The following is a 23,202-nucleotide window of genomic DNA, read 5'->3' as shown; positions in this document are numbered from 1 at the left end:
ATACAATGGACGTCGTTGTGTTGAGTTTACCGGGAGGTTGCTATGTGGGCATACGAGACGACGTTCTATCAGATCTATCCGCTGGGCTTTTGCGGAGCTCCGCGCGAAAACGCCGCCCCCGTTGCCGAGGATGAGCTCGCCCAGGCTGCCGATGCCGCAGCTAGCCCCGATGCCCCCATCATGAAGATTGCCCAATGGGCCGACTACCTGCAAGAGCTCGGCATCGGCGCTGTGCTTATCAACCCGCCGCTCGAGTCTGATAGCCACGGTTACGACACGCGCAGCCTGCGCCATATCGACCGTCGCTTGGGTGGGGATGCCGACTTTGCCGCTGTGTGCGAGACGCTGCACGCCCATGGCATCCGCGTGGTGCTCGATGCCGTCTTCAACCACGTCGGTCGCGGCTTTTGGGCCTTCCGCGATGTTCAGGAGCGCAAGTGGGACTCGCCCTACAAGGATTGGTTCCACATCAGCTTTGACGGCGACTCCTGCTATGGCGACGGCTTTTGGTACGAGGGCTGGGAGGGCCATTTTGAGCTTGTGAAGCTCAACCTGCAAAATCCCGCTGTGGTCGATTACCTGCTCGAGTCCGTGCGCCGTTGGGCTGACGTGTTTGGCATCGACGGCCTGCGCTTGGACGTCGCCTATATGCTCGATCGCGATTTTATGCGCCGCCTGCATACTTTTACCCGTGAGCTCAAGCCCGACTTTGTGCTGATTGGTGAGACGCTCCACGGCGACTACAACCAGATCGTCAATGACGAGATGCTTGACTCCTGCACCAACTACGAGTGCTACAAGGGCCTGTACTCCAGCTTTAACTCGGTCAACTTGTTCGAGATCGCCCACTCGCTGCATCGCCAGTTTGGCGGTGACCCGTGGTGCATTTATCGCGGCAAGCATCTGCTGTCGTTTGTCGACAACCACGATGTGCCGCGCCTGGCGAGCATCCTTACCGACAAGTCCTGTCTGCGCCCCGCTTATGGCATGCTGTTTGGCATGCCGGGCATTCCGTGCGTCTACTATGGCAGTGAGTGGGGAATTGCCGGCGAAAAGGGCGGCCCCGATGGCGACTGGGCACTGCGCCCTGCGCTCGATGAGCCTGCACCCAACGAGCTGACGGCTTTCATCAAGCAGCTTGCGTACCTGCGCTCGGCAAACGACGCAGCGGCCCGTGCCCTCAACTACGGTGCCTATCGCAACGTGGTGATCCAGAACAAGCAGCTGCTGTTCGAGCGCGCTTGCGACGATGCGACGGTGCTCGTGGCGGTCAATGCCGTGAACGAGCCCTATACCTTTGGAGCCGGCGAGCTCAACGGCTCCTTCGTCGACCTGCTTGCCGACGATGCACCCGCGGTCGAGCTGACGGGTACCCTTGAGCTTGCACCCTACGAGGTGCGCTATCTGCTGAGGGCCTAGCTCGTGGCTGCGCCGGACGAGGGCTATCAGCATATTGAGCATGGGTTTGAGCCCGTGTTTGACGAGCGCTCGCGCGTTTTGGTGTTGGGGTCGTTTCCCTCGGTGCTCTCGCGTGCCAATGCCTTCTACTATGGCAATCCGCAGAACCGCTTTTGGCGCGTGATGGCCGCGTGCCTCGGTGTGCCCGTGCCGCCCAACGAGGGAGGCTCTTTGGCGAGCGGCGAGCCCGCGACGCTCGACGCCTCGATTGCCGCCAAGCGGGCTATGCTGCTCAACGGCGGTGTGGCCCTGTGGGACGTGATCGAGAGCTGCGACATTAAGGGTTCGAGTGACGCCAGCATCAAAAACGTCGTTCCGGCGTATGTCGAGCGCATTACCGGCGCAGCTCCCATTGAGCAGGTGATATGCAACGGTGGTACAGCTGGTCGGCTCTACAAGCGCTATCTACAAGAACGCACGGGGCTGTCGGCCATCGTTCTGCCGTCGACTAGTCCCGCCAATGCGGCATGGCGCCTGGAACGCCTTGTCGAGCGCTGGCGCGACGCCGTTAACTGGGGCGCTCTGTAATTTAGATATCTGATTGGGCGCGGGCGCCGAGGCGTTTCATGATGGCTTGCCAGATCGGTGCGGGCAGCGCGGGCTTGACGCGCACCATGCCGTCGGCATCGACGCTACCGGCATTGCCACCGCCAAGCAGCTGCGCGTGTTCGACGGAACACCCCATACGCACCGCACCCACGAGCTTGTCCATCGCTTCCGAAAATGGCCGACGCAAGAGGCCCATGCGCGGGGAGTGGCGAAGCGCTGCGATGCCGGTGCCGGTGCAGACGACAATGCCACCGCACCATGGCAGGTCACGTAGAAGACATGCCCGATACAGGCGGTCGAGAACTTCGTCCGCCTGCTTGTTGTTTTTGGACGTGGCCTGGACGACGACATAGATGCGTGTCTCTGTATTTCCAAGGCGATCGAGTATCTGCTCGACAGCGATCATAGCCTCATCGTCAAATGCATCATCAACAGCGAGCACCATGCCATCGACTGCACCGGCATCATCCGCCTTCAAGTCAACCGGGTGGGGAAGTACGGTGTCGGAAAGCCGGGCATAGGCCGCGATGGCATCTTGCAGGTCCCAGAGCAAAAACTCAAGATCGGAGCTATTGGGAATGCTGATATACGCAATGGTTTGCAGCGTTTTTGGTACATCGCCGCGCGCGATCGTCTCCATGCCGCCTCCTTTCCAGTTGGTTTCCGTTTAGGTTACACCGTCTGGCGGCGCCTAGCCGCGCTATCCTAGTGCAACCCTTACGAAAGGAACGCCATGCGCCTGCCCATGAATACTTCGCTTGCCACGCTCAAGCCCTCCGGCATCCGCCGAATCAACGCGCTCGCCGCCCAGCATCCGGGATGCATTGCGCTTGCGCTCGGCGAGCCTGATTTTCCCACGCCCGACGTGATTAGCGCCGAGGTGACCGCCGCGCTGGACCGCGGTGACACGCATTATCCGCCCAACAACGGTCGCCCCGCCCTGCGCAAGGCGCTGTCTGCCTACATGGGGGATGCGGGCCTTACGTATTCTGCCGACGAGGTCATCCTGACCGATGGTGCGACTGAGGCCCTGTCGGCTACGTTTATGGCTATGCTCAATCCAGGCGACGAGGTCATCATCCCCACGCCGGCCTTTGGCCTGTACGAGAGCATCGTCGTTGCCAACCACGCCAAAGCGGTCTTTTTGGATACGGAGCCCGCGCAATTTCAGATTGACGAGGAAGCGCTTCGCGCCTGCGTGACCCCGGCGACCAAGGCTATCGTTATCTGCTCGCCCAACAATCCTACGGGCTGCATCCTCGACGCGGCATCGCTCGACACCGTGGCGCGCGTAGCGGAGCAGGCGGGCATCTACGTAGTCTGCGACGACGTATACAACCGTCTGGTCTATGTGGATGGCTACGAGCGCTTCGCCCAGCGACACCCGGAGCTGCGCGAGCAGACAGTGATCATCGAGAGTTTCTCCAAGCCCTGGGCCATGACCGGCTGGCGCTTGGGTTGGCTCGCAGCGGCAGCCCCCGTCATCGCCGAGATCGCAAAAGCACACCAATACCTAGTATCGAGTGCCGTCTCCTTCGAAATGGACGCCGCAGCCCGAGCCCTCACCGTCGACCCAACCCCCATGCTCAAAGTCTACCGAGCCCGCCGCAAACGCGTGCTCGCAGCCTTAAACGCTATGGGCCTCGACGCAGTAGAGCCCGCAGGAGCCTTCTACACTTTCCCGAGCATCAAACAATTCGGCCTAACAAGCGAAGCCTTCTGCATCAAAGCCATCAAAGAGGCGAACGTAGCCCTAGTCCCGGGCGACTGTTTCGGCACCGAAGGCCACATCCGCCTAAGCTACTGCGTCTCCGACGAAAACCTGGACGAAGGTCTCCGCCGCCTGTCCACCTTCATTTCGACTTTGTAATCCTCAGGGATGCAACACATCAGCCCACCGACACAAGGGTTATGCGTGGGGCGCGTCGCTCAACGAAAACCCGGGCTGTCCAAAGTCAACGCAGGCACGCGCCGCCGAAGGCCAGGCGCAAGGTTTTCGTAGATTCCGCACGAGCCGGAAAGCACTTAATGTGCTTTCCGAGCGAGCCCAGGACCTGACCGAGCGAAAACCTTGCGCCTGGCCTTTGGCAGCGCGGCCGGATGGTGGAATTGTGTGCAGCCCAGTTTCCCGTTGACCGACGCCGGGGTCCCCGCCATAATACTTTCGGTTCACGCACGAATCCGCTGCCAGAGACAGCCGGCGCAAACGGGCTTCGCCCGCAAGCTTAATGGGATATCCCGCCAGCCGAGGTGGTCGAGTAGATATGTCTTCTCGCCCCCGTCGCTCATGCAGCGCGGGGGCTTTCTTTTTGGACATGCCCCCGTCACGTCCTTGTGGCGGACCGTGCCCGGAAAGAATTCGAGGAGGTGTAATTCATGCCCCAGCAGTACAAAATCGACAAGGTTGCAGAGATCGAGTCCCGTATCGCCGAGAACGCCGGTCTGTTCGTCGTCAACTACAACGGTCTGACGGTTAAGCAGGCTCAGGAGCTGCGTCATCAGCTTCGCGAGTGCGGCGCCGAGATGAAGGTCTACAAGAACAACCTGGTCAAGATCGCTCTCAAGAACCAGGAGCAGCCCGAGCTCGACGAGATCCTCGCCGGCCCCGTCGCTTATGTGTTCTACGAGACCGAGCCGGTCGAGGCCGCTAAGGCCCTTAAGGACTTCTCCGCTAAGTCCAAGGGCGTCCTTGAGATCAAGGGCGGTATCTCCGACGGCAAGGCCGTTTCCGCTGATGATGTTAAGGCTATCGCCGAGCTGCCCACCAAGGATCAGCTTCTCGGCCAGATCGCCGGTCTCATCTCCGGTTTCGCTCGCGACATCGCTGTCTGCGTCAACGGCGTTTCCTCTGGTCTCGCTCGTTCGATCCAGCAGGTCTCCGAGCAGAAGGCAGCCTAGTTGCTGTTTTCACCCGCGGCGGCAACGCCGCACCCCTGGCGCATTCGCGCCGTGTTTTAACTGATCTCCGTGCATCCGCACGGAAACCGAAAGGACTTAGAAATGGCTAAGCTTACCACCGATGAGATCATCGATGCTCTTAAGGAAATGACCCTTCTCGAGGCTTCCGAGCTCGTCAAGGCTATCGAGGACACCTTCGGCGTTTCCGCCGCTGCTCCTGCCGCTGTTGTCGCCGCTCCTGCTGCTGGCGCTGCTGAGGCCGAGGAGAAGACCGAGTTTGACGTCGTGCTCGAGGGCTTCGGCGACAACAAGATCCAGGTCATCAAGGCCGTCCGTGAGCTCACCAACCTTGGCCTGAAGGAGGCCAAGGAGGTCGTCGAGGGCGCTCCCAAGGCTGTTCTCGAGGGTGCCAAGAAGGAGGACGCCGAGGCTGCCAAGGAGAAGCTCGAGGCTGCTGGCGCTGCTGTCACCCTCAAGTAATCAGGCTCTCTCGCCAGATTTCTTTGCAGACGGGGCTCGCTATGCGAGCCCCGTCTTTTTTGTGTTGGCCCCTCATTCCCATTGCTCGGCACGCAGAACACCGTTGTCTTCGCCGTGCCAATCCTGTTACCGCTGGGGCGTAAAATTGCACCATTCGAGCATTAATTTGCGTTGACATGCTGAAGAATTGCGTTTGCCTTACGGCGACGTATGTCTCCGGCGGTAAGATAATTCGGTATCGCAATTTGGTCTGCGGCCGTCGCGCCGCACGCACAGGGCGCATTCTGCGCCTGCGAAAGGATCCTTGAATAACATGAAGGCAATCATCCCCGCCGCCGGTCTTGGCACGCGTTTTCTGCCTGGCACTAAGTGCACGCCCAAAGAGATGCTGCCGGTGCTCGACAAGCCGGTCATTCAGTATGTCGTTGAGGAGGCACTCGACCCCGAGGAGGTCGACGACGCCATCATCGTTACCTCTCCCGGTAAGCCCGAGCTGCTGAGCTACTTCCAGCCCGATCGTTCGCTCGAGAACCTGCTGCGCGAGCGCGGTAAGGACGCCTACGCCGACGCCGTCGCCCATGCGGGCGGTATGCCGGTCGACTTCCGTTATCAGTACGAGCCCAAGGGCCTCGGTCATGCTATCCGCTCTGCCGCCGACGCCGTGGCAGGGGAGAACTTCCTGGTTCTTCTGGGCGACTACGTTGTGCCTAACCGCGACATCTGCGACAAGATGCTCGCCGTTTCCAAAGAGCACGGTGGCGCTTCGGTTATTGCCGTCGCTGCTTGCTCGCCCGAGGAAGTCAGCCGCTACGGCGTTATCGCCGGCGAGCGCGTCGGTTCGCTCGAGGGCGCCGAGGGCGTTGCCGATGCCGAGCCTGGCGCAGTCTGGCGCATCGGCGGTCTGGTCGAGAAGCCTGCTCCCGAGGCGGCTCCGTCCAACCTGTACATCGTCGGTCGCTACCTGCTGAGCCCGCTGGTTATGGACCTGCTGGCCGATCAGCAGGCCGGTAAGGGCGGCGAGATCCAGCTGACCGACGCCATGGCTCGCTCGCTCGACCGCGAGGCCATGTACGCCGTCGTCATCGACCCGCTCTCGGGCTACGATACCGGTACCCCGTCTGGCTGGATGGCCACCAACGCTCTCATGGCTGCAAGCGATCCTCGCTTTGCCGGCGCCTTCTGGGACGCCATCGACGAGCGCGGCGGTTTGATGCGCAAATAAGCCTTCGGGCATCGACATTTACGGGTGCGGACCTCGGTTCGCGCCCGTTTTTTATGCGAGCTGCAGCTTAGCTCCGGAAAGCGCGCCCCACTATTTGGTCGAATTCTGGGATGCACTTTCCGGTTGGAGCCCCTAGCGGAAACTACGACCCGGAATACCGACTCAGAACGGGATGCAGTTTCCCAAACAGGACTCAACCGGAAACTGCGTCCCAGTTTGAGGCCTCAAAACGGGTCGCAGTTTCCGCCTGGTTAACCCCCGCCGCCATTCCGCCATTCAGTGGTCGGCACCAGCAGTCTCGTTCACAGAAAATATATGAACAGATGTTCGATGCACACCTATCTACCTGCGCATTTTCTGTCGAAAAACTTTGCTACTCCAAAAACTCAATCGCGTCAAGGCTTTTCTTGCCCAACGGTCGGTACCTGATAAACTATTAGGTTGCGATAACTGGCGAAGCTATGCCTCGCCAACCCACCGAGCATTTCCGTGAAGGAGGAAAAACCTGGTGACCTACGCATACACTGCCACTGAGCGCAAGCGCGTCAGCTTCGGGAAAATCCCGGAGGCCATGGAGCTCCCCAACCTTATCTCTGTTCAAAGGGAATCCTTTGAGCGTTTTAAGGACGAGGGCCTTCGTGAGGCGTTCAAGGAATCCAGCCCCATCCAGAGCCAGAACCATGTTCTCGAGGTTACCTTCGGCGAGCATCAGTTCGGCGACCCCGCGCACACCGTCGAGGAGTGCCGCGAGAAGGATATGACCTATCAGGCTCCGCTTCTGACCGACGTCCGTCTCACCAACAAGGAGACCGGCGAGATCAAGGAGCAGCTCGTCTTCATGGGCGACTTCCCCATGATGACCGATCAGGGCACCTTCATCATCAACGGTACCGAGCGCATCGTCGTCTCGCAGCTCGTCCGCTCCCCGGGCGTGTACTACAGCTCCGAGATGGATTCGGGCAAGCAGATCTACAAGGCCCAGATCATCCCGTCCCGCGGTGCCTGGCTTGAGTTCGAGGTCGACAAGCGTGACCAGCTCATGGTCTCCATCGACCGTAAGCGCAAGCAGAGCGCCACGATGTTCCTGCGTGCCCTTGGCATCGCCGTCACCAACGACGACATCATCGAGCTGCTCGGCAACTCCGATGTGATCAAACGCACCCTGGAGCGCGACACCGCCCTCACTCGCGAGGACGCCCTCATCGAGATCTACCGTCGTCTGCGCCCGGGCGAGCCTCCCACCGTGGACGCTTCCCGCAGCCTGCTCGAGGGCCTGCTCTTTAACCCGCAGCGCTACGATCTGGCCCGCGTCGGTCGCTACAAGGTCAACAAGAAGCTCAACCTCACCACCGAGGAAGAGGTCACGGTGCTCACCGACGAGGATATCGTCGCGACGCTGCGCTACCTCCTGTCCCTCGCTGCCGGCGAGCAGGGCTTCAAGGTCGACGACATCGACCACTTCGGCAACCGCCGCATCCGTACCGTCGGCGAGCTCGTCGCCAACCAGTTCCGTATCGGCATGAGCCGTATGGAGCGCGTCGTCCGTGAGCGTATGAGCTCCCAGGACATCGACGAGATCACCCCGCAGTCGCTCATCAACATCCGCCCGATCGTGGCCTCCATCAAGGAGTTCTTCGGTTCCTCGCAGCTCTCGCAGTTCATGGACCAGGCGAACCCCCTGACCGGTCTGACCCACAAGCGCCGTCTGTCCGCACTCGGCCCTGGCGGTCTTGCCGGCCACAAGTCCGGCTCCAGCCGCCGCACCAACGTGCCTACGGCCGTCCGCGACGTTCACAACTCGCACTACAGCCGCATGTGCCCGATCGAGACCCCCGAAGGCCCCAACATCGGCCTGATCGGCTCGCTCGCCCTCTACGCCCGCGTGAACGAGTACGGCTTCATCGAGGCCCCGTTCCGTCGCGTCGAGAACGGCGTTGCCACCGATCAGATCGACTGGATGACCGCTGACGAGGAAGAGAAGCACGTCATCGCGCCGGCCAACACGCCGCTCGATCCCAAGACCAACGAGTTCATCACGACCGATGCCGAGGGCAAGATCGTCCGTCCGCACGCCGTGATCGCCCGTACCCGCGACTTCGACGGCTCCTTCGGCGCTCCCGCCGACGTGCCCGTCGAGGACGTCGACTACATGGACGTCTCGCCGCGTCAGATGCTCTCCGTCGCAGCCACGCTGATTCCGTTCCTGGAGCACGACGACGCCAAGCGTACGCTCATGGGCGCCAACATGCAGCGTCAGGCCGTGCCGCTGGTTCACCCCGCCGCTCCCTATGTCGGTACCGGCATGGAGCGTCGCGCCGCCCTGGACTCCGGCGAGGTCACCCTGGCCAAGAACGCCGGCGAGGTCATCTTTGCCGACGCCGCCAAGATCATCGTCAAGCATGCCGGCGGCATGGACGAGTATCACCTGGCCAAGTACCAGCGCTCCAACCAGTCCACCTGCATCAACCACCGTCCGCTCGTGCGCGTCGGTGACACCGTTGAGCAGGGCGAGCCTCTGGCCGACGGTCCTTCGACCGATCATGGCGAGCTCGCACTGGGCCAGAACCTCACCGTGGCCTACATGCCGTGGGAAGGCTTTAACTACGAGGACGGTATCGTCGTGTCCGAGCGCCTGGTGGCCGAGGACCTGCTGACGACCATCAACATCACCCGTCACGAGATCGACGCCCGCGACACCAAGCTCGGCCCCGAGGAGATCACCCGCGAGATCCCGAACCTGTCCGAGGACATGCTTGCCAACCTCGACGAGGACGGCATCATCCGCATCGGCGCCGAGGTCGGCCCTGGCGACATCCTGGTCGGTAAGGTCACGCCTAAGGGCGAGAGCGCTCTGACCGCCGAGGAGCGCTTGCTGCGCGCTATCTTCGGTGCCAAGGCCCACGACGTCCGCGACACCTCCCTTAAGATGCCTCACGGCGCTTACGGCCGCGTCATCGACGTCGTCCGCTTTAGCCGCGAGAACGGCGACGACCTGGCCCCCGGCGTTAACGAGCAGGTGCGCGTCTACGTCGCCCAGCGTCGTAAGATCCAGCAGGGCGATAAGATCGCCGGCCGCCACGGCAACAAGGGTGTTATCTGTAACGTTCTGCCGGTCGAGGACATGCCCTACATGGCTGACGGTACCCCGATCGACGTTATCCTCAACCCGCTGGGCGTTCCTTCGCGTATGAACGTCGGCCAGCTGCTCGAGTGCCACCTTGGCTGGGCTGCTGCCTGCGGTTGGGATACCGAGCAGGCCGATTCCGACAAGTACATCCCCGGTCCGTTCTTCACCGCGACGCCCGTCTTCGACGGCGCCAAGGAGGACGAGATCGCCGAGGTCATCCGTCGCGCCAACAAGAACATGCTCAACAAGGCCACCGCTGCCTTTGGCGATCACATGCGTCCCGAGTTCGTCACCCAGCTTGACGAGCGCGGCAAGACCCGTCTGTTCGACGGCCGCACCGGCGAGGAGTTCCGCGAGCCCATTACCGTGGGTACGTCCTACATCCTCAAGCTCGGCCACATGGTCGACGACAAGATCCACGCCCGTTCGACCGGCCCTTACAGCCTGGTTACCCAGCAGCCTCTGGGCGGCAAGGCCCAGTTCGGCGGCCAGCGCTTCGGCGAGATGGAAGTTTGGGCACTGTACGCTTACGGTGCTTCCAACGTCCTGCAGGAGATCCTGACCGTCAAGTCCGACGATACCGTGGGCCGCGTTAAGACCTACGAGTCCATCGTCAAGGGCGAGAACGTCCCGGTCCCGGGTATCCCCGAGTCCTTCAAGGTTCTCGTCAAGGAGATCCGCTCCCTCGCTCTGGACATCGAGCCCATGCACGATGCCGACGAGGACGCCTCCGCCCCTGTGACCGCCGAGGAGACCTCTGCTCTCGACGACCTGGCTGCGCTTGCCGGCGTTGACGCCGACGTTGAGGCCGAGGATGCCGAGACCGCCGAGGCACCCGAGGCTGTCGCCGCCACGACCACTGATAAGGAGTAGTTGACTGTGGCAGATTTCGAAGCTACTGATTTTGACTCGGTAAAGATCTCCCTTGCCTCCGCCGACCAGATCCGTTCCTGGTCGCACGGTGAGGTCAAGAAGCCGGAGACCATCAATTACCGTACCCTCAAGCCCGAGAAGGACGGCCTGTTCTGCGAGAAGATCTTCGGTCCCGCCAAGGACTGGGAGTGCTCCTGCGGCAAGTACAAGGGCATCCGCTTTAAGGGCATCGTCTGCGAGCGCTGCGGCGTCGAGGTCACCTCGGCCAAGGTGCGTCGCGACCGCATGGGCCACATCGAGCTCGCCGCTCCCGTGTCCCACATCTGGTACTTCAAGAGCCCCACGAGCTTCCCGATGAGCCGTATGCTCGACATCAAGTCCAAGGACCTCGAGAAGGTTCTGTACTTTGCCAGCTACATCATCACCGAGGTTGACTACGAGGCTCGCGAGGCCGACGCCGACGACCTGCGCGAGGAGCTCGCCGCCGATCTGGAAGAGATCGATGCCGAGTGCGCCCGCCAGATCGAGTCCCTCAAGGAGCAGGGCGACCCCGAGAACTTTGACGAGTTCTCCGACGAGGAGCCGCTGACCCCCGAGGAGATCGCCTCCGGCATCGTCGACATCGAGGAAGAGTGCAAGGACGAGAAGCAGCTCCGCACGGACGCCTTCAACGCCTTCATGAAGCTCACCGAGCGCGACCTCATCTCCGATGAGCCGCTGTTCCGCGAGATGACCCGCTACTACTCCATGTACTTCAAGGGTGGCATGGGTGCCGAGGCCGTCCGCGACCTGCTCGCTGCCATCGACCTGCCTTCCGAGGCCGAGAAGCTCAAGGCCATCATCGCCGACGAGGACTCCCAGAAGCAGAAGCGCGAGAAGGCCGTCAAGCGCCTTGAGGTCGTTGACGCCTTCCTGAAGGGCGGCAACAGCCCCGCGAACATGATCCTGGACGTCATCCCGGTCATTCCGCCCGATCTGCGCCCGATGGTCCAGCTCGACGGCGGCCGCTTCGCCGCGTCCGACCTCAACGACCTGTACCGTCGCGTGATCAACCGTAACAACCGACTCAAGCGCCTGCTCGACCTGGACGCCCCTGCGATCATCGTGAACAACGAGAAGCGCATGCTCCAGGAGTCCGTGGACGCCCTGTTCGACAACGGCCGTCGTGGTCGCCCGGTCTCTGGCCGTGGCGGTCGCCCGCTCAAGTCGCTCGCCGAGGCCCTCAAGGGCAAGCAGGGTCGTTTCCGTCAGAACCTGCTGGGCAAGCGTGTCGACTACTCGGGCCGTTCGGTAATCGTTACCGACCCCAAGCTGCTGCTGCACCAGTGCGGTCTGCCCAAGACCATGGCGCTGGAGCTCTTCAAGCCCTTCGTCATGAAGCGCCTGGTCGAGCTCGGCAAGGTCGAGAACATCAAGGGCGCCAAGCGCGCTATCGACCGCGGTGCCACCTTTGTGTGGGACATCCTCGAAGAGGTCATCGACGGCCGCGTCGTGCTGCTCAACCGTGCACCGACCCTGCACCGTCTGTCCATCCAGGCCTTTGAGCCCGTGCTGGTCGAGGGCAAGGCCATCCACCTGCACCCGCTGGTCTGCTCGCCCTTCAACGCCGACTTCGACGGCGACCAGATGTCTGTCCACGTGCCGCTGTCCAGCCAGGCTCAGGCCGAGGCCCGCGTGCTCATGCTCTCTGCGAACAACCTGCGCTCGCCGGCATCCGGCAAGCCGGTCAACATCCCTTCGCAGGACATGATCATCGGTGTGTACTACCTGACCCAGGTCCGCGACGGTCTGCCGGGCGAGAACCACGTGTTCTCGAGCTTCGACGACGCGCTGCACGCCTATGACTGCCGCTCCGAGGTCGACATGCAGGCCAAGATCCAGGTCCGCGTGTCCGCCGAGAACGCCAACGTCATCAACGAGGACGGCACCCGTATCTTCCGCGTCAAGAACGGCAAGAACGAGTTTGTCGACTACGACGTCACCGGCAACAAGACCGCGCGCTTCGAGACCTCTATCGGCCGCATCATCTTCAACCGCCAGTGCCTGCCCGAAGACTACGAGTTCATGAACTACAAGATGGTCAAGGGCGACGTTGCCAAGCTGGTTGCAGACTGCTGCGATCGTTACCCCGAGGCCAAGGTCGGCCCGATCCTCGACGCCATCAAGTACTCCGGCTTCCACTACGCTACCCGCGCCGGCCTCACCATCTCGGTGTGGGACGCTCTCATCCCTGCCGAGAAGCAGGAGCTGCTCGACCGCGCCCAGGCCAACGTCGACCAGATCAACGAGTACTTCGAGGAGGGCTTCATTAACGAGACGGAGCGCCACATCGAAGTCGTTAACGAGTGGACCGCTTGTACCGATAAGGTTGCAGCGCTCATGCTCGACATGTTCGACGAGGAGAACCCGCTCTACATGATGGCCGACTCCGGCGCCCGTGGTTCTAAGACCCAGCTGCGTCAGCTCGGCGGCATGCGTGGCCTGATGGCAGACATGTCCGGCGAGACGATCGACCTTCCCATTAAGGCGAACTTCCGCGAGGGCCTGCTGCCGCTCGAGTACTTCATTTCGACTTACGGCGCCCGTAAGGGCCTGGTCGATACCGCATCCCACACCTCGGACTCTGGTTACCTGACCCGTCGTCTGGTCGACGTGGCCCAGGACGTCATCGTCCGCGAGGAGGACTGCGGTACGCACGAGGGCGTTACCTACAACCTCATCATCCCCGGCACCACCGACCTCAACACCGACCTCGTCGGCCGTTGCTTCATCGAGGACGTCGTGGCTCCCGATGGCACCGTGCTCTTTGAGCAGGACGGCTACATCGAGAAGGTCGCCGACATCCAGAAGATGGTCGATGCTGGCCTTAAGAAGGTCAAGCTCCGCGCGCTGCTCACCTGCCGCTCCAAGTACGGCGTGTGCCAGAAGTGCTACGGCTGGGATCTTTCCACCCGTCGTCCGGTCGCCATCGGTACCGCGGTCGGTATTATTGCCGCCCAGTCCATCGGCGAGCCCGGTACGCAGCTTACGATGCGTACCATTCACTCCGGCGGCGTCGCTGGCGTCGACGATATTACGCAGGGTCTGCCTACGGTCAGCCGTATGTTCGATATCGTCGGCAACGTCAACGAGAAGATCCTGGGTCGCGAGGCCGAGCTGGCTCCGTACTCCGGCCACCTCTCGATTAAGCCCGAGAAGTCCGAGTACGTGCTGACGCTCACCGACTCCGAGGATCACACCCGTGTCCTCGACGAGCGTCGCGTCCCCGCTTCGGTGCGCTTTATGCCCGAGATCGAGGACGGCTGCGAGGTCCGCGCCGGCGACCAGATCACCAAGGGCTTCGTCAACTTCCGCAACCTGCGCAAGCTGACCGATATCGAGTCGACGATGCACACCTTCGTCGAGAGCGTCAAGGACGTCTACACCAGCCAGGGCGTCGACCTGAACGACAAGCACATCGAGGTGCTCGCACGTCAGATGCTGCGTCGCGTTCAGATCACCAACCCCGGCGACTCCAAGTACCTGCTTGGTCAGTACGTCGACCGCTACGAGTTCGCCGACGAGGTCGAGCGCGTTGCCCGTCTGGGCGGCCAGGCTCCTGTGGCCGAGCCCGTCATCCTGGGTACGCTCAAGGTCGCGTCCAACATCGACTCCTGGCTGTCGAGCGCTTCGTTCATCCGTACCGCCGGCGTCCTTACCGAGGCTGCCATCGAGGGCAAGGTCGACCACCTGCTCGACCTTAAGTCCAACGTCATCGTCGGTAAGAAGATCCCGGCTGGTACCGGCCTCAAGCCGTACGCCAACGCCAAGCTGACGTATCGCACGGCCGACGGCTACGTGGACATCGACGGCCCGGCTTCGCCCAACGCCAAGTCGCTGCCCGAGTGGGCTCCGGTTGAGCTCAAGGACCTGGACGAGCAGCTCCCGCAGCAGCTCGACTGGGCCGGCTACGACGAGTTTGGTGGTGCTGATGGTTCGTTCACCCGCAACGGCCACACCATCTCCGCCGAGAAGGCTCGCCTGTACCTGTTCGACGACCTGGGCGTGTCGCAGCGCTGGACCAACAAGTTCAGCGAGGTCGGCATCGAGACGGTCGGCGACCTGGTTGGTAAGTCCGAGGAGGATCTGCTGCGCATCGACGGCATCGGTGCCAAGGCGATCGAGGAGCTCCGTGACGGCCTTGAGGCCCACGACCTGCTCTACATCCTCGAGAACAACGACGACGTTGCCGACGAGGAAGACCTCTCGCAGCTGCTGCAGATGGTCTTTAGCCCCGACGGTCCGGACGACATCCTGCTGGGCACCTCCGCTGCGCCGACGCATCACGCCGACGCCGACGAGGAGCTCCTGGGCGCCCCGATCGACGACAAGAAGGCTCCCGCCAACGGTGCCATCAACGAGGACATGGCTTCCCTCGACGAGCTGCTCAACCAGCTCGTGGACACCGACGACGCCGAAGAGGCCAAGGACAACGACGAGGAGTAACTAGTTCCGCCGTTCTAACGAACGGCGGCGACCTCCGTCGCTGCGCGGCCCCCAGAGCTACAATCTGTCATTCAAAAGGCAGGGCATGACCAAAAGGTCAATGCCCTGCCTTTTTCGTGCCACCTTGTACGCTCTGGGGGCCGCTCGCTTGCGTATGCTCAACCTGTTGCGTTCCGTTGATCCCTTGCCAAAAAGGGACAGGTTTTATTTTGGTCGGTTTTTCCTGTTTGAATTTGAAACATTTCGTCCGACAAGAGCGTATCTAAGGTGAGGGCCTCATCGAGAACCATTAACGTCACCGGGAGGTGATTATGGAAGAACAAGCATTTAGACAGGCGGTCGAGGACCACCGGGATGTCGTGTTTCGGATCGCATTGACGTACCTGCGCGATCGCGCCGATGCCGACGATGTTGCACAAGACGTCTTTCTTAAGCTGTTCAAAAGCGATGTGCAATTTGAGAGCTGGGAACATCTTCGTCGATGGCTTATCCGGGTCACGATCAATGAATGCAAATCGCTCTTTCGAAAGCCATGGAGGCGTGTGGAGGATATTGAGAACCTGGCCGAGTCGCTTTCGACAGCGCAGGATGAGACCAAGGCCGTCCTGTCAGATGTCATGCGGCTTCCGGAACGATTCCGTATCCCCATCGTGCTCTATTACTATCTGGGCTTCTCGACTTCAGAGATTGCCGAGTTGCTGCACGTACCAGCCGCGACAGTTCGAACGCGTTTAGCTCGCGGCAGATCGAAACTCAAGTTCATCCTAGAGGAGGGCGACCGTGAAATCCAACCAAATCAAGCAGGCCTTCGAGTCCGTCCAAGCCGATAGCGATCTTGCTGACCGTGTTCTTTATGCCGCTGCTGGTGAGCCGCTTCGCCGAAAGGGTCACGCGAAGCCTCTGTATGTTGCCGTGATCGGATGCCTTGCCGGAGTGCTGGCGACCGGAGGGGTCGCCTACGCCGTTGTCAATTCCGGCTATTTTGCCTCAGCCTGGGGAAACCACGGCAATGGGGATTCCATTACCTGGACCAACGGTGGCTCATCGGGGACTAAATACACCTACACCAGAGAGTTTGGTGATGGCATCGCGCCCCAAAGCCTGGAGGGTGCAGTCCAGAAGGTTAATCTGTCCGTCGAGGGTAACGGTTATACGCTCGATATCCATGAGATGGCAATCGACCAAAACGGCTGCGGAGCCGTGACGTTTACGTTGTCCAATCCAAATGGAGTTAACTACTACAAGCCAGCAGCAGAGATTGGCGAACTTGTTCTCTATGGTGAAGAAGAGCAGGGCATCGGCACGCCCGATATGAAGTTCGGCGAGGAATGGCCTGACACACGCAGCACAATTGATAAGGACACATCAAGCGATACTGTCATTAATGGCACGATGTACTTTGCCGCTATGGATCGCGAGCGAGATTTGCAACATGCTGTCACCTGGAATATCCATTGGACCGAGGGTGAAGGTGAGAGTGCGAGGCGGTTTGAGGCGTCGACACCCGAGTTCAATATTGGAGCGTACGTCGATACAAAGGAACTCCGCTCCGGTGACTCGCCTCTTGAGATTAGCCCGTTTTCCATCCAGACGCACATCGATGATTTGGGCTATGAAGCAGTTGATAATAAGCTGACCGTCAGCTACAAGGATGGATCGGAGCAGATTATCGAAGATGACGACGCAGGGGTGTTCAACTTATATTTTTCTTATGGGCGCAATAGCGGAGAGAACATCTGGGTGCCAACGAAGTTGATTGATGTCGATCAAGTTGTCTCGGTAACCCTTGAAATTGTGAGGTATACATCAACAGGGGAGACCGAAACGAAAGAGCCCTTTACCATCGTCTATTCGTAAGATTTGGGGTCGCTTCCTACTAGGGGAAGCGGCCTCTTTTGCGTTAAATGGAAACGCCGCCGATTTCCATGCGACAGATGAGAGCAGATCACCGCTGGAGCGCGACGTTTCCCCAGATAAAACCGACCAAAATAAACCTGTCCCTATTTGGAAGGGAACGTTGCCCCGACAAGCACGTCGGATTCCCGGTCCGGGCGGCCCGCTGTTTAAGTTTGTCGCGAGTTCCGCACGCAAAGGAAAGCACTTAATGTGCTTTCCGTCTTGCGCAGGACTGTAGAGCAGCAAACTTAAACAGCGGGCCGCCCGGGCCGGGAATCCGCCCCCGCGCACAGGAGGGGATTCCTTTTGTGTAGGCTTTGCGGAAATATGGCTATTTTGGGATACGCCCGGCGGCGTGGTCTGTTGACGGCACAGCTAACGCCACGTATCCTATCGAACTGCGTGTTTCGTAGGGGGATGCTGACCCCTCGATTCAAGCCGTTGCACTTTACAGAAAGCTGGAATCATTCGAGAAGGAGTACGCTTTGCCTACTATTAACCAGCTGGTTCGCCAGGGCCGTCGTTCCGTGCCCAAGAAGTCCAAGAACGCTGCTCTGCAGCACAACTCCCAGAAGCGCGGCGTGTGCACCCGCGTCTTCACCACGAGCCCCAAGAAGCCGAACTCGGCTCTTCGTAAGGTTGCCCGTGTTCGCCTCGTCAACGGCATCGAAGTTACTGCTTACATCCCGGGTGAGGGCCACAACCTGCAGGAGCACTCCATCGTGCTCGTCCGCGGCGGTCGTGTCCGTGACCTCCCTGGTGTCCGTTATCACGTCATCCGTGGCGCCTACGACGCTGCTCCGGTCCAGAACCGTATGCAGGCCCGTTCCAAGTACGGTGCTAAGCGCCCCAAGGCTAAATAAGCCAGATAACGTTTTGATACTTTCGCCGTGTGCCGCCTAAGGGCCGCACGGTAGACACTTAAGGAGATTTCACATGCCGCGTCGTGCAGCAGCTAATCGTCGTGAGGTTCAGCCTGACGCCGTTTACAACAACCGCCTGGTGACTCAGCTCATCAACAAGGTCCTTCTTGACGGCAAGAAGGCCACCGCTGAGCGCATCGTTTACACCGCTTTCGAGATCGTTGCCGAGAAGTCCGAGGGTGGCGACGCTCTCGCTACCTTCAAGAAGGCTATGGACAACGTCAAGCCCACGCTCGAGGTTAAGCCCAAGCGTGTCGGTGGCGCTACCTATCAGGTCCCGATGGAGGTCAACTCCCGTCGTTCCACCGCTCTGGGCATCCGCTGGATCGTCAACTTCTCCCGCGCTCGCAAGGAGAAGACCATGGCCGAGCGTCTCGCCAACGAGATCCTCGACGCTTCCAACGGCCTGGGCGCTTCCGTCAAGAAGCGTGAGGACGTCTTCAAGATGGCCGAGGCCAACCGCGCGTTCTCTCACTATCGTTGGTAAGTTAAGGTAAGGAACTAACATGGCTAAGCCTAAGTACAAGCTTTCCGATACCCGTAACATCGGCATCATGGCTCACATCGATGCCGGTAAGACCACCACGACCGAGCGTATTCTTTACTACACCGGTAAGACCCACAAGATCGGTGAGGTCCATGAGGGCGCTGCCACCATGGACTGGATGGTTCAGGAGCAGGAGCGCGGCGTAACCATTACCTCCGCTGCTACCACCTGCTTCTGGAACAAGGACGGTAAGGACTACCGCATCCAGATCATCGACACCCCGGGCCACGTTGACTTCACCGCCGAGGTCGAGCGCTGCCTGCGCGTCCTCGATGGCGCTGTCGCCGTCTTCGACGCCGTTGCCGGCGTTCAGCCCCAGTCTGAGACCGTTTGGCGTCAGGCTTCTACCTTCAACGTCCCCCGCATCGCCTTCATCAACAAGTATGACCGCGTGGGCGCTGACTTCTTCAACGCTATCGAGACCATGAAGGATCGTCTCGATGCTAACGCCGTGGCCGCTCAGGTCCCGATGGGCGCCGAGGACAACTTCTGGGGCGTCATCGACCTGGTCACCATGACTGCATGGGACTTCAAGGCCGACGAGAAGGGTATGACCTACCCCGAGCCGATGGACGAGATCCCGGCTGAGTTTGCCGACATCGCTGCCACCAAGCGCGAGGAGCTCCTTGACGCTGCTGCCAGCTTTGACGACGAGCTCATGGAGAAGATCCTCATGGAGGAGGACTTCACCGTCGAGGAGCTCAAGGCTGCTCTGCGCAAGGGCGTTCTGGCCAACGAGCTCAACCTCGTCTTCGTGGGTTCCGCCTACAAGAACAAGGGCGTTCAGGAGCTGCTCGACGCTGTCGTCGACTACCTGCCCAGCCCGCTCGACGTCGAGGCCGTCACCGGTACCGATCCGGACACCGGCGAGGAGATTCAGCGTCATCCTTCCTTCGACGAGCCCTTCTCCGGCCTGGTCTTCAAGATCATGACCGACCCGTTCGTCGGTAAGCTCACCTATGTCCGCGTTTACTCCGGCCGCGCCGAGTCCGGCTCCTACGTGGTCAACGCTTCCAACGGTCAGCGCGAGCGCCTCGGCCGCATCCTCGAGATGAACGCCGCCGAGCGTATCGACCGTGACGACGCTGCCGCTGGCGACATCGTCGCTTGCGTCGGCTTCAAGAACTCCACCACCGGTGACACCCTGTGCGCCGAGGGCAAGGAGATCGTCCTCGAGAAGATCGAGTTCGCTAAGCCCGTTATCGACGTTGCCATCGAGCCCAAGACCAAGGCCGAGCAGGACAAGATGTCCCTGGCTCTGACCAAGCTCGCCGAGGAGGACCCGACCTTCCAGGTGTCCACCAACCACGAGACCGGCCAGACCATTATCGCCGGCATGGGCGAGCTGCACCTCGAGATCATCGTCGACCGTCTGCTCCGCGAGTTCAAGGTTGACGCTAACGTTGGTAAGCCCCAGGTTGCCTACCGCGAGACCGCTGGTCACGACGTCGAGAAGGCTGAGGGCAAGTTCGTCCGTCAGTCCGGTGGTCGCGGTCAGTACGGCCACGCCGTCATCAAGCTCGAGAAGATGGAGGAGGGCTTCGGCTACGAGTTCGTCAACGCTATCGTCGGCGGCGTCGTGCCCAAAGAGTACATCCCGTCCATCGACAAGGGCATCCAGGAGGCCCTGAACACCGGTGTTATCGCCGGCTTCCCGGTCCTCGACGTTAAGGTCACCCTGTTCGACGGTTCTTACCACGAGGTCGACTCCTCCGAGGCCGCCTTCAAGATCGCCGGTTCCATGGCTATCAAGGACGCCCTCAAGAAGTCCGATCCGCAGCTGCTCGAGCCGATCATGGCTGTCGAGGTTGAGACCCCCGAGCAGTACATGGGCGACGTTATGGGCAACCTCTCCGGTCGCCGCGGCAAGATCGAGGGCATGGAGGATCGCAAGAACAGCAAGCTCATCCGTGCCAAGGTGCCGCTGGGCGAGATGTTCGGTTACGCTACCGACCTTCGCTCCCAGACCCAGGGCCGTGCATCCTACACGATGCAGTTCGACTCTTATGAGCCCGCGCCCAAGTCCATCGTGGACGAGGTCATGAGCAAGAACGCCTAAGTTCGAGCTCCCTGTTACGTAATCCGCGAGAACATCTCTCGCACTCTTTGGAGGTTTAAGTTGGCTACCCAGAAGATCCGCATTCGCCTCAAGGGCTATGATCACGAGGTCGTCGATCAGTCCGCGAAGCTCATCGTCGAGACCGCTCAGAAGACCGGCGCTCGCGTTTCCGGTCCTGTCCCCCTGCCCACCGAGCGCAACCTGTACACGGTTATCCGCTCGCCGCACGTGAACAAGGACTCCCGTGAGCAGTTCGAGATGCGCACCCACAAGCGCCTCATCGACATCCTCGACCCCACCTCGGGCACCGTTGATTCGCTCATGCGTCTCGACCTCCCCGCTGGCGTCGACATCGACATCAAGCTCTAAGCGATATCGCTCATAGCTTAAAGGGCCCCGCTGCCGTAACGGCAGTGGGGCCCTTTTGTTTTGAATGATGGTTTGGACTGCGGGGTAATGCTGCCGAGTAGGTGGTTGCGGCGCCCTATTCGCTCATGGGACGCAGCGATGCCTCCTCAAAATGGAAAGATCGAAAGCCGTCTTCCGTTTCGATGCACGCGCGACCAAAGCCATCGACCGTTTTAAAGATGCCACGCGCCAGCTCGTCACCGACAGGGGAACGGGCGATAACGGTTTCCCCTATCCAATTGAGGTGAGCTACATAATCATCGTGGACGGGCGCGAGCGGTCCGGCGTCTTCTTCCATGGCGTTGAGGCGTTCTGCCCACGCATCTACAGCGTTCACGACTGCGTGATAGACCTGTTTGAGTAGCACATCGACGGCGGGAACGTTCTCGTTGAGATACGAGAGACCGATTGCGGGCAGGCCGCCATCGGGAACCTCCGCGGGCACATAGTTCACGTTGACGCCGATGCCACAGACCGCAAAGGGGCTGCCTTCGTTATCGCGTGCGGCCTCGACCAGAATGCCGCCGAGTTTGCGTCCACTCGCGACCAGGTCGTTGGGCCATTTGAGGCCAATCTCGTTTGCAAGACCCTGCTTTTCGAGTGCTTCGAGCACCGCTAGGCCGCTGACAGCGGCAAGACCAGAGTACTTTGCGGGATTAACGCATGGACGCAGGACAATCGAAAGCAATAGGTTGCCGGCGGTTGAGTCCCACTTGTGCCCGCGCCGACCGCGTCCTGCTGTTTGAGCCCGGGCGGCAAGTCCTGTGCCGTGCGGCGCCCCCTGTTTTCCTGCTTCGAGCAGGTCATCGTTGGTCGATCCGGTTACGTCGACCACTGTTAAACGTAAATCCATAACAGCTGGTACCTCCTAAGGTAATAAGGCAATCGCGTAATGGTGTCGAGAGATAGACACAATGTGAAGCCTTTGTCGCATTTGGACAATTTAATGTTAACACGTCAACAAAGACTGAAATGCGTTATCCTCTCTTGGTCGATGTAAACACGTCAACAACTCAAAGGAGGTTAGTGATGGGTTTCACGATTCTTGGAACAGGTTCGGCACTTCCTGAGCGCAGTGTTTCCAATGACGAGCTGTCTGAGTTCCTCGATACCTCGGATGAGTGGATTTTTACTCGCACCGGTATCAAGAGCCGCCACGTCTGCACCACCGAGTCACTTGACGACCTTGCCGTAGCGGCGAGCGAGCGGGCACTCCAGGTGTCCGGAATCGACGCGAGCCAGCTGGATCTGATCGTCTGCTCGACGACGACGGGTGACCACCTTGTTCCCGCTGAGGCGTGTGCCGTTGCTGAGCGACTAGGCGCGACGTGCCCTGCCTTCGATGTCTCGGCGGCTTGTGCCGGCTTCGTATTTGCGCTCGATGTCGCCGAGGGCTATATCGCCCGCAGCCGTGCCGAGCGCGTGCTTGTTGTTGCTGCCGAGCAGATGACGCGCGCGCTCGACTGGACCGACCGTGCCACCTGCGTGCTTTTTGGCGATGGGGCAGGCGCCGCAGTGATTGAAGCTGGGGGAGACAGTCCCCTTGCCGTTGAGCTTTCGACGGCGCCCGACGTCGAGACGTTGCGCGTTCCCGGTCTGGTCGGTACCTCGCCGTTTAAGGCTTCCGCAGATAGCGCGAGCGTGCTGTCCATGAATGGCCGCCGCGTGTTCAAGTTCGGCGTCAACGCCATCTGCGACACGGTCCATAAGCTTGCGATCGATGCGGGCATTTTGGTCGAAGACATCGATCATTTTGTATTCCATCAGGCTAACGAACGAATCCTGAGCCAGGCGGTCAAGCGCCTGGGCGTGCCGGACGAGCGCGTGGTTCGCACGTTGCGCGAGACCGGCAACATTTCGAGCGCATGCATTCCGCTTGCCCTCGACCGGCTGGCAAACGCCGGTGCACTTCACACAGGCGACACCATCGCCTTGGTTGGATTTGGCGCCGGTCTGGATATAGGTGGCTATCTGCTTCGTTGGAAGTAGTCGCACATAGGAAATAAAAACGCCCTAGGGCACAACCAAAGGAGAACTACCATGGCAGATCAGAAGACCTTCGAGCGCGTTTGCGACGTTATCCGCGAGACCGCCGGTCTTGACGATGTCGAGATGAAGCCCGAGTCCACGCTCGAGGAGATTGGTCTCGACAGCCTGGGCACCGTCGAGATCCTCGTTGCCGTCGAGGACGAGTTTGGCATCCAGCTCGATACCGAGGAGAACCCCAAGACGGTCGGCGAGTTCGCCGATACGGTCGAGGCGGCATTGGAGAAGTAG

Annotated in this window: 18 protein-coding genes; 16 read left to right on the top strand and 2 right to left on the bottom strand. The window is 60.6% G+C overall.

From position 1 onward, the window contains the following. Nucleotides 1–42: 42 nt before the first annotated feature. Nucleotides 43–1,419, top strand: a complete 1,377-nt coding sequence (locus tag OIL88_09105; GenBank protein ID HJI72516.1) for an alpha-amylase family glycosyl hydrolase — start codon at nt 43–45, stop codon at nt 1,417–1,419. A 3-nt stretch (nt 1,420–1,422) separates the two neighbouring features. Continuing rightward, nucleotides 1,423–1,986, top strand: coding sequence for a uracil-DNA glycosylase family protein (locus tag OIL88_09100; protein ID HJI72515.1), 564 nt, complete (start codon nt 1,423–1,425; stop codon nt 1,984–1,986). A gap of 1 nt (nt 1,987) precedes the next feature. Here the strand turns inward: OIL88_09100 and OIL88_09095 are convergent, their stop codons facing one another. Continuing rightward, a complete protein-coding gene (locus OIL88_09095; GenBank protein HJI72514.1) occupies nt 1,988–2,647 on the bottom strand; it encodes a hypothetical protein in 660 nt (219 codons plus the stop codon). Nucleotides 2,648–2,740: 93 nt separating this feature from the next. Between OIL88_09095 and OIL88_09090 the strand changes: the two genes are divergently transcribed. The 12 genes from OIL88_09090 (at nt 2,741) to rpsJ (ending at nt 20,886) form a co-directional block, all read left to right on the top strand. Next, on the top strand, nt 2,741–3,877 hold the full coding sequence (locus tag OIL88_09090; protein ID HJI72513.1) for an aminotransferase class I/II-fold pyridoxal phosphate-dependent enzyme: 1,137 nt from the start codon (nt 2,741–2,743) through the stop codon (nt 3,875–3,877). A gap of 506 nt (nt 3,878–4,383) precedes the next feature. After that, the gene (gene rplJ / locus OIL88_09085) at nt 4,384–4,905 is read left to right on the top strand and encodes a 50S ribosomal protein L10 (protein ID HJI72512.1); all 522 of its coding nucleotides are present in this window, start codon (nt 4,384–4,386) and stop codon (nt 4,903–4,905) included. A 102-nt stretch (nt 4,906–5,007) separates the two neighbouring features. After that, complete coding sequence (rplL, locus tag OIL88_09080) at nt 5,008–5,385, top strand: 50S ribosomal protein L7/L12 (GenBank protein HJI72511.1); 378 nt, start codon at nt 5,008–5,010, stop codon at nt 5,383–5,385. A gap of 313 nt (nt 5,386–5,698) precedes the next feature. Next, a complete protein-coding gene (locus OIL88_09075; protein HJI72510.1) occupies nt 5,699–6,607 on the top strand; it encodes a UTP--glucose-1-phosphate uridylyltransferase in 909 nt (302 codons plus the stop codon). Between the two features lie 508 nt (nt 6,608–7,115). Beyond that, a complete protein-coding gene (locus OIL88_09070) occupies nt 7,116–10,607 on the top strand; it encodes a DNA-directed RNA polymerase subunit beta (protein ID HJI72509.1) in 3,492 nt (1,163 codons plus the stop codon). A gap of 6 nt (nt 10,608–10,613) precedes the next feature. After that, nucleotides 10,614–15,092, top strand: a complete 4,479-nt coding sequence (locus OIL88_09065) for a DNA-directed RNA polymerase subunit beta' (protein ID HJI72508.1) — start codon at nt 10,614–10,616, stop codon at nt 15,090–15,092. Nucleotides 15,093–15,403: 311 nt separating this feature from the next. Continuing rightward, nucleotides 15,404–15,922: an RNA polymerase sigma factor gene (locus OIL88_09060; protein HJI72507.1), complete on the top strand. Its 519-nt coding sequence runs from the start codon at nt 15,404–15,406 to the stop codon at nt 15,920–15,922. Then, a complete protein-coding gene (locus tag OIL88_09055) occupies nt 15,873–16,949 on the top strand; it encodes a DUF4179 domain-containing protein (GenBank protein ID HJI72506.1) in 1,077 nt (358 codons plus the stop codon). The genes OIL88_09060 and OIL88_09055 overlap by 50 nt, the downstream gene beginning before the upstream one ends. Before the next feature lie 524 nt (nt 16,950–17,473). Further along, nucleotides 17,474–17,851, top strand: coding sequence for a 30S ribosomal protein S12 (gene rpsL, locus OIL88_09050; GenBank protein HJI72505.1), 378 nt, complete (start codon nt 17,474–17,476; stop codon nt 17,849–17,851). A gap of 73 nt (nt 17,852–17,924) precedes the next feature. Then, the gene (gene rpsG, locus OIL88_09045) at nt 17,925–18,398 is read left to right on the top strand and encodes a 30S ribosomal protein S7 (GenBank protein ID HJI72504.1); all 474 of its coding nucleotides are present in this window, start codon (nt 17,925–17,927) and stop codon (nt 18,396–18,398) included. A 19-nt stretch (nt 18,399–18,417) separates the two neighbouring features. Then, a complete protein-coding gene (gene fusA, locus OIL88_09040; GenBank protein HJI72503.1) occupies nt 18,418–20,517 on the top strand; it encodes an elongation factor G in 2,100 nt (699 codons plus the stop codon). A gap of 60 nt (nt 20,518–20,577) precedes the next feature. Next, nucleotides 20,578–20,886 carry a 30S ribosomal protein S10 gene (rpsJ, locus tag OIL88_09035; GenBank protein ID HJI72502.1) on the top strand — a complete coding sequence of 103 codons (309 nt, stop codon included), beginning with the start codon at nt 20,578–20,580 and terminating at the stop codon, nt 20,884–20,886. Nucleotides 20,887–21,001: 115 nt separating this feature from the next. On the opposite strand, the gene OIL88_09030 is transcribed toward rpsJ, so the two are convergent. After that, a complete protein-coding gene (locus tag OIL88_09030; GenBank protein ID HJI72501.1) occupies nt 21,002–21,778 on the bottom strand; it encodes a biotin--[acetyl-CoA-carboxylase] ligase in 777 nt (258 codons plus the stop codon). 176 nt (nt 21,779–21,954) lie between these two features. Here OIL88_09030 and OIL88_09025 point away from each other — a divergent pair, with 176 nt between their 5' ends. Both OIL88_09025 and OIL88_09020 read left to right on the top strand, forming a co-directional pair. After that, nucleotides 21,955–22,914 (top strand): ketoacyl-ACP synthase III, encoded by a 960-nt coding sequence (locus tag OIL88_09025; GenBank protein ID HJI72500.1) that lies wholly within the window; start codon nt 21,955–21,957, stop codon nt 22,912–22,914. Between the two features lie 51 nt (nt 22,915–22,965). Beyond that, on the top strand, nt 22,966–23,202 hold the full coding sequence (locus OIL88_09020) for an acyl carrier protein (GenBank protein ID HJI72499.1): 237 nt from the start codon (nt 22,966–22,968) through the stop codon (nt 23,200–23,202).

This window comes from Coriobacteriaceae bacterium, assembly GCA_025992855.1.
In the GTDB taxonomy this organism is placed as follows: domain Bacteria; phylum Actinomycetota; class Coriobacteriia; order Coriobacteriales; family Coriobacteriaceae; genus Collinsella.
The sequence above is the reverse complement of the archived record's forward strand: the minus strand, read 5'-3'. Positions and strand labels throughout refer to the sequence as shown.

What these genes read in the sequence shown, in the direction of transcription:
- OIL88_09105 (HJI72516.1), top strand. Translation starts at nt 43, where the DNA reads ATGTGGGCATACGAGACGACGTTCTATCAGATCTATCCGCTGGGCTTT.
- OIL88_09095 (HJI72514.1), bottom strand. Translation starts at nt 2,647, where the DNA reads ATGGAGACGATCGCGCGCGGCGATGTACCAAAAACGCTGCAAACCATT.
- OIL88_09090 (HJI72513.1), top strand. Translation starts at nt 2,741, where the DNA reads ATGCGCCTGCCCATGAATACTTCGCTTGCCACGCTCAAGCCCTCCGGC.
- rplJ (HJI72512.1), top strand. Translation starts at nt 4,384, where the DNA reads ATGCCCCAGCAGTACAAAATCGACAAGGTTGCAGAGATCGAGTCCCGT.
- rplL (HJI72511.1), top strand. Translation starts at nt 5,008, where the DNA reads ATGGCTAAGCTTACCACCGATGAGATCATCGATGCTCTTAAGGAAATG.
- OIL88_09075 (HJI72510.1), top strand. Translation starts at nt 5,699, where the DNA reads ATGAAGGCAATCATCCCCGCCGCCGGTCTTGGCACGCGTTTTCTGCCT.
- OIL88_09060 (HJI72507.1), top strand. Translation starts at nt 15,404, where the DNA reads ATGGAAGAACAAGCATTTAGACAGGCGGTCGAGGACCACCGGGATGTC.
- rpsG (HJI72504.1), top strand. Translation starts at nt 17,925, where the DNA reads ATGCCGCGTCGTGCAGCAGCTAATCGTCGTGAGGTTCAGCCTGACGCC.
- fusA (HJI72503.1), top strand. Translation starts at nt 18,418, where the DNA reads ATGGCTAAGCCTAAGTACAAGCTTTCCGATACCCGTAACATCGGCATC.
- OIL88_09030 (HJI72501.1), bottom strand. Translation starts at nt 21,778, where the DNA reads ATGGATTTACGTTTAACAGTGGTCGACGTAACCGGATCGACCAACGAT.
- OIL88_09025 (HJI72500.1), top strand. Translation starts at nt 21,955, where the DNA reads ATGGGTTTCACGATTCTTGGAACAGGTTCGGCACTTCCTGAGCGCAGT.
- OIL88_09020 (HJI72499.1), top strand. Translation starts at nt 22,966, where the DNA reads ATGGCAGATCAGAAGACCTTCGAGCGCGTTTGCGACGTTATCCGCGAG.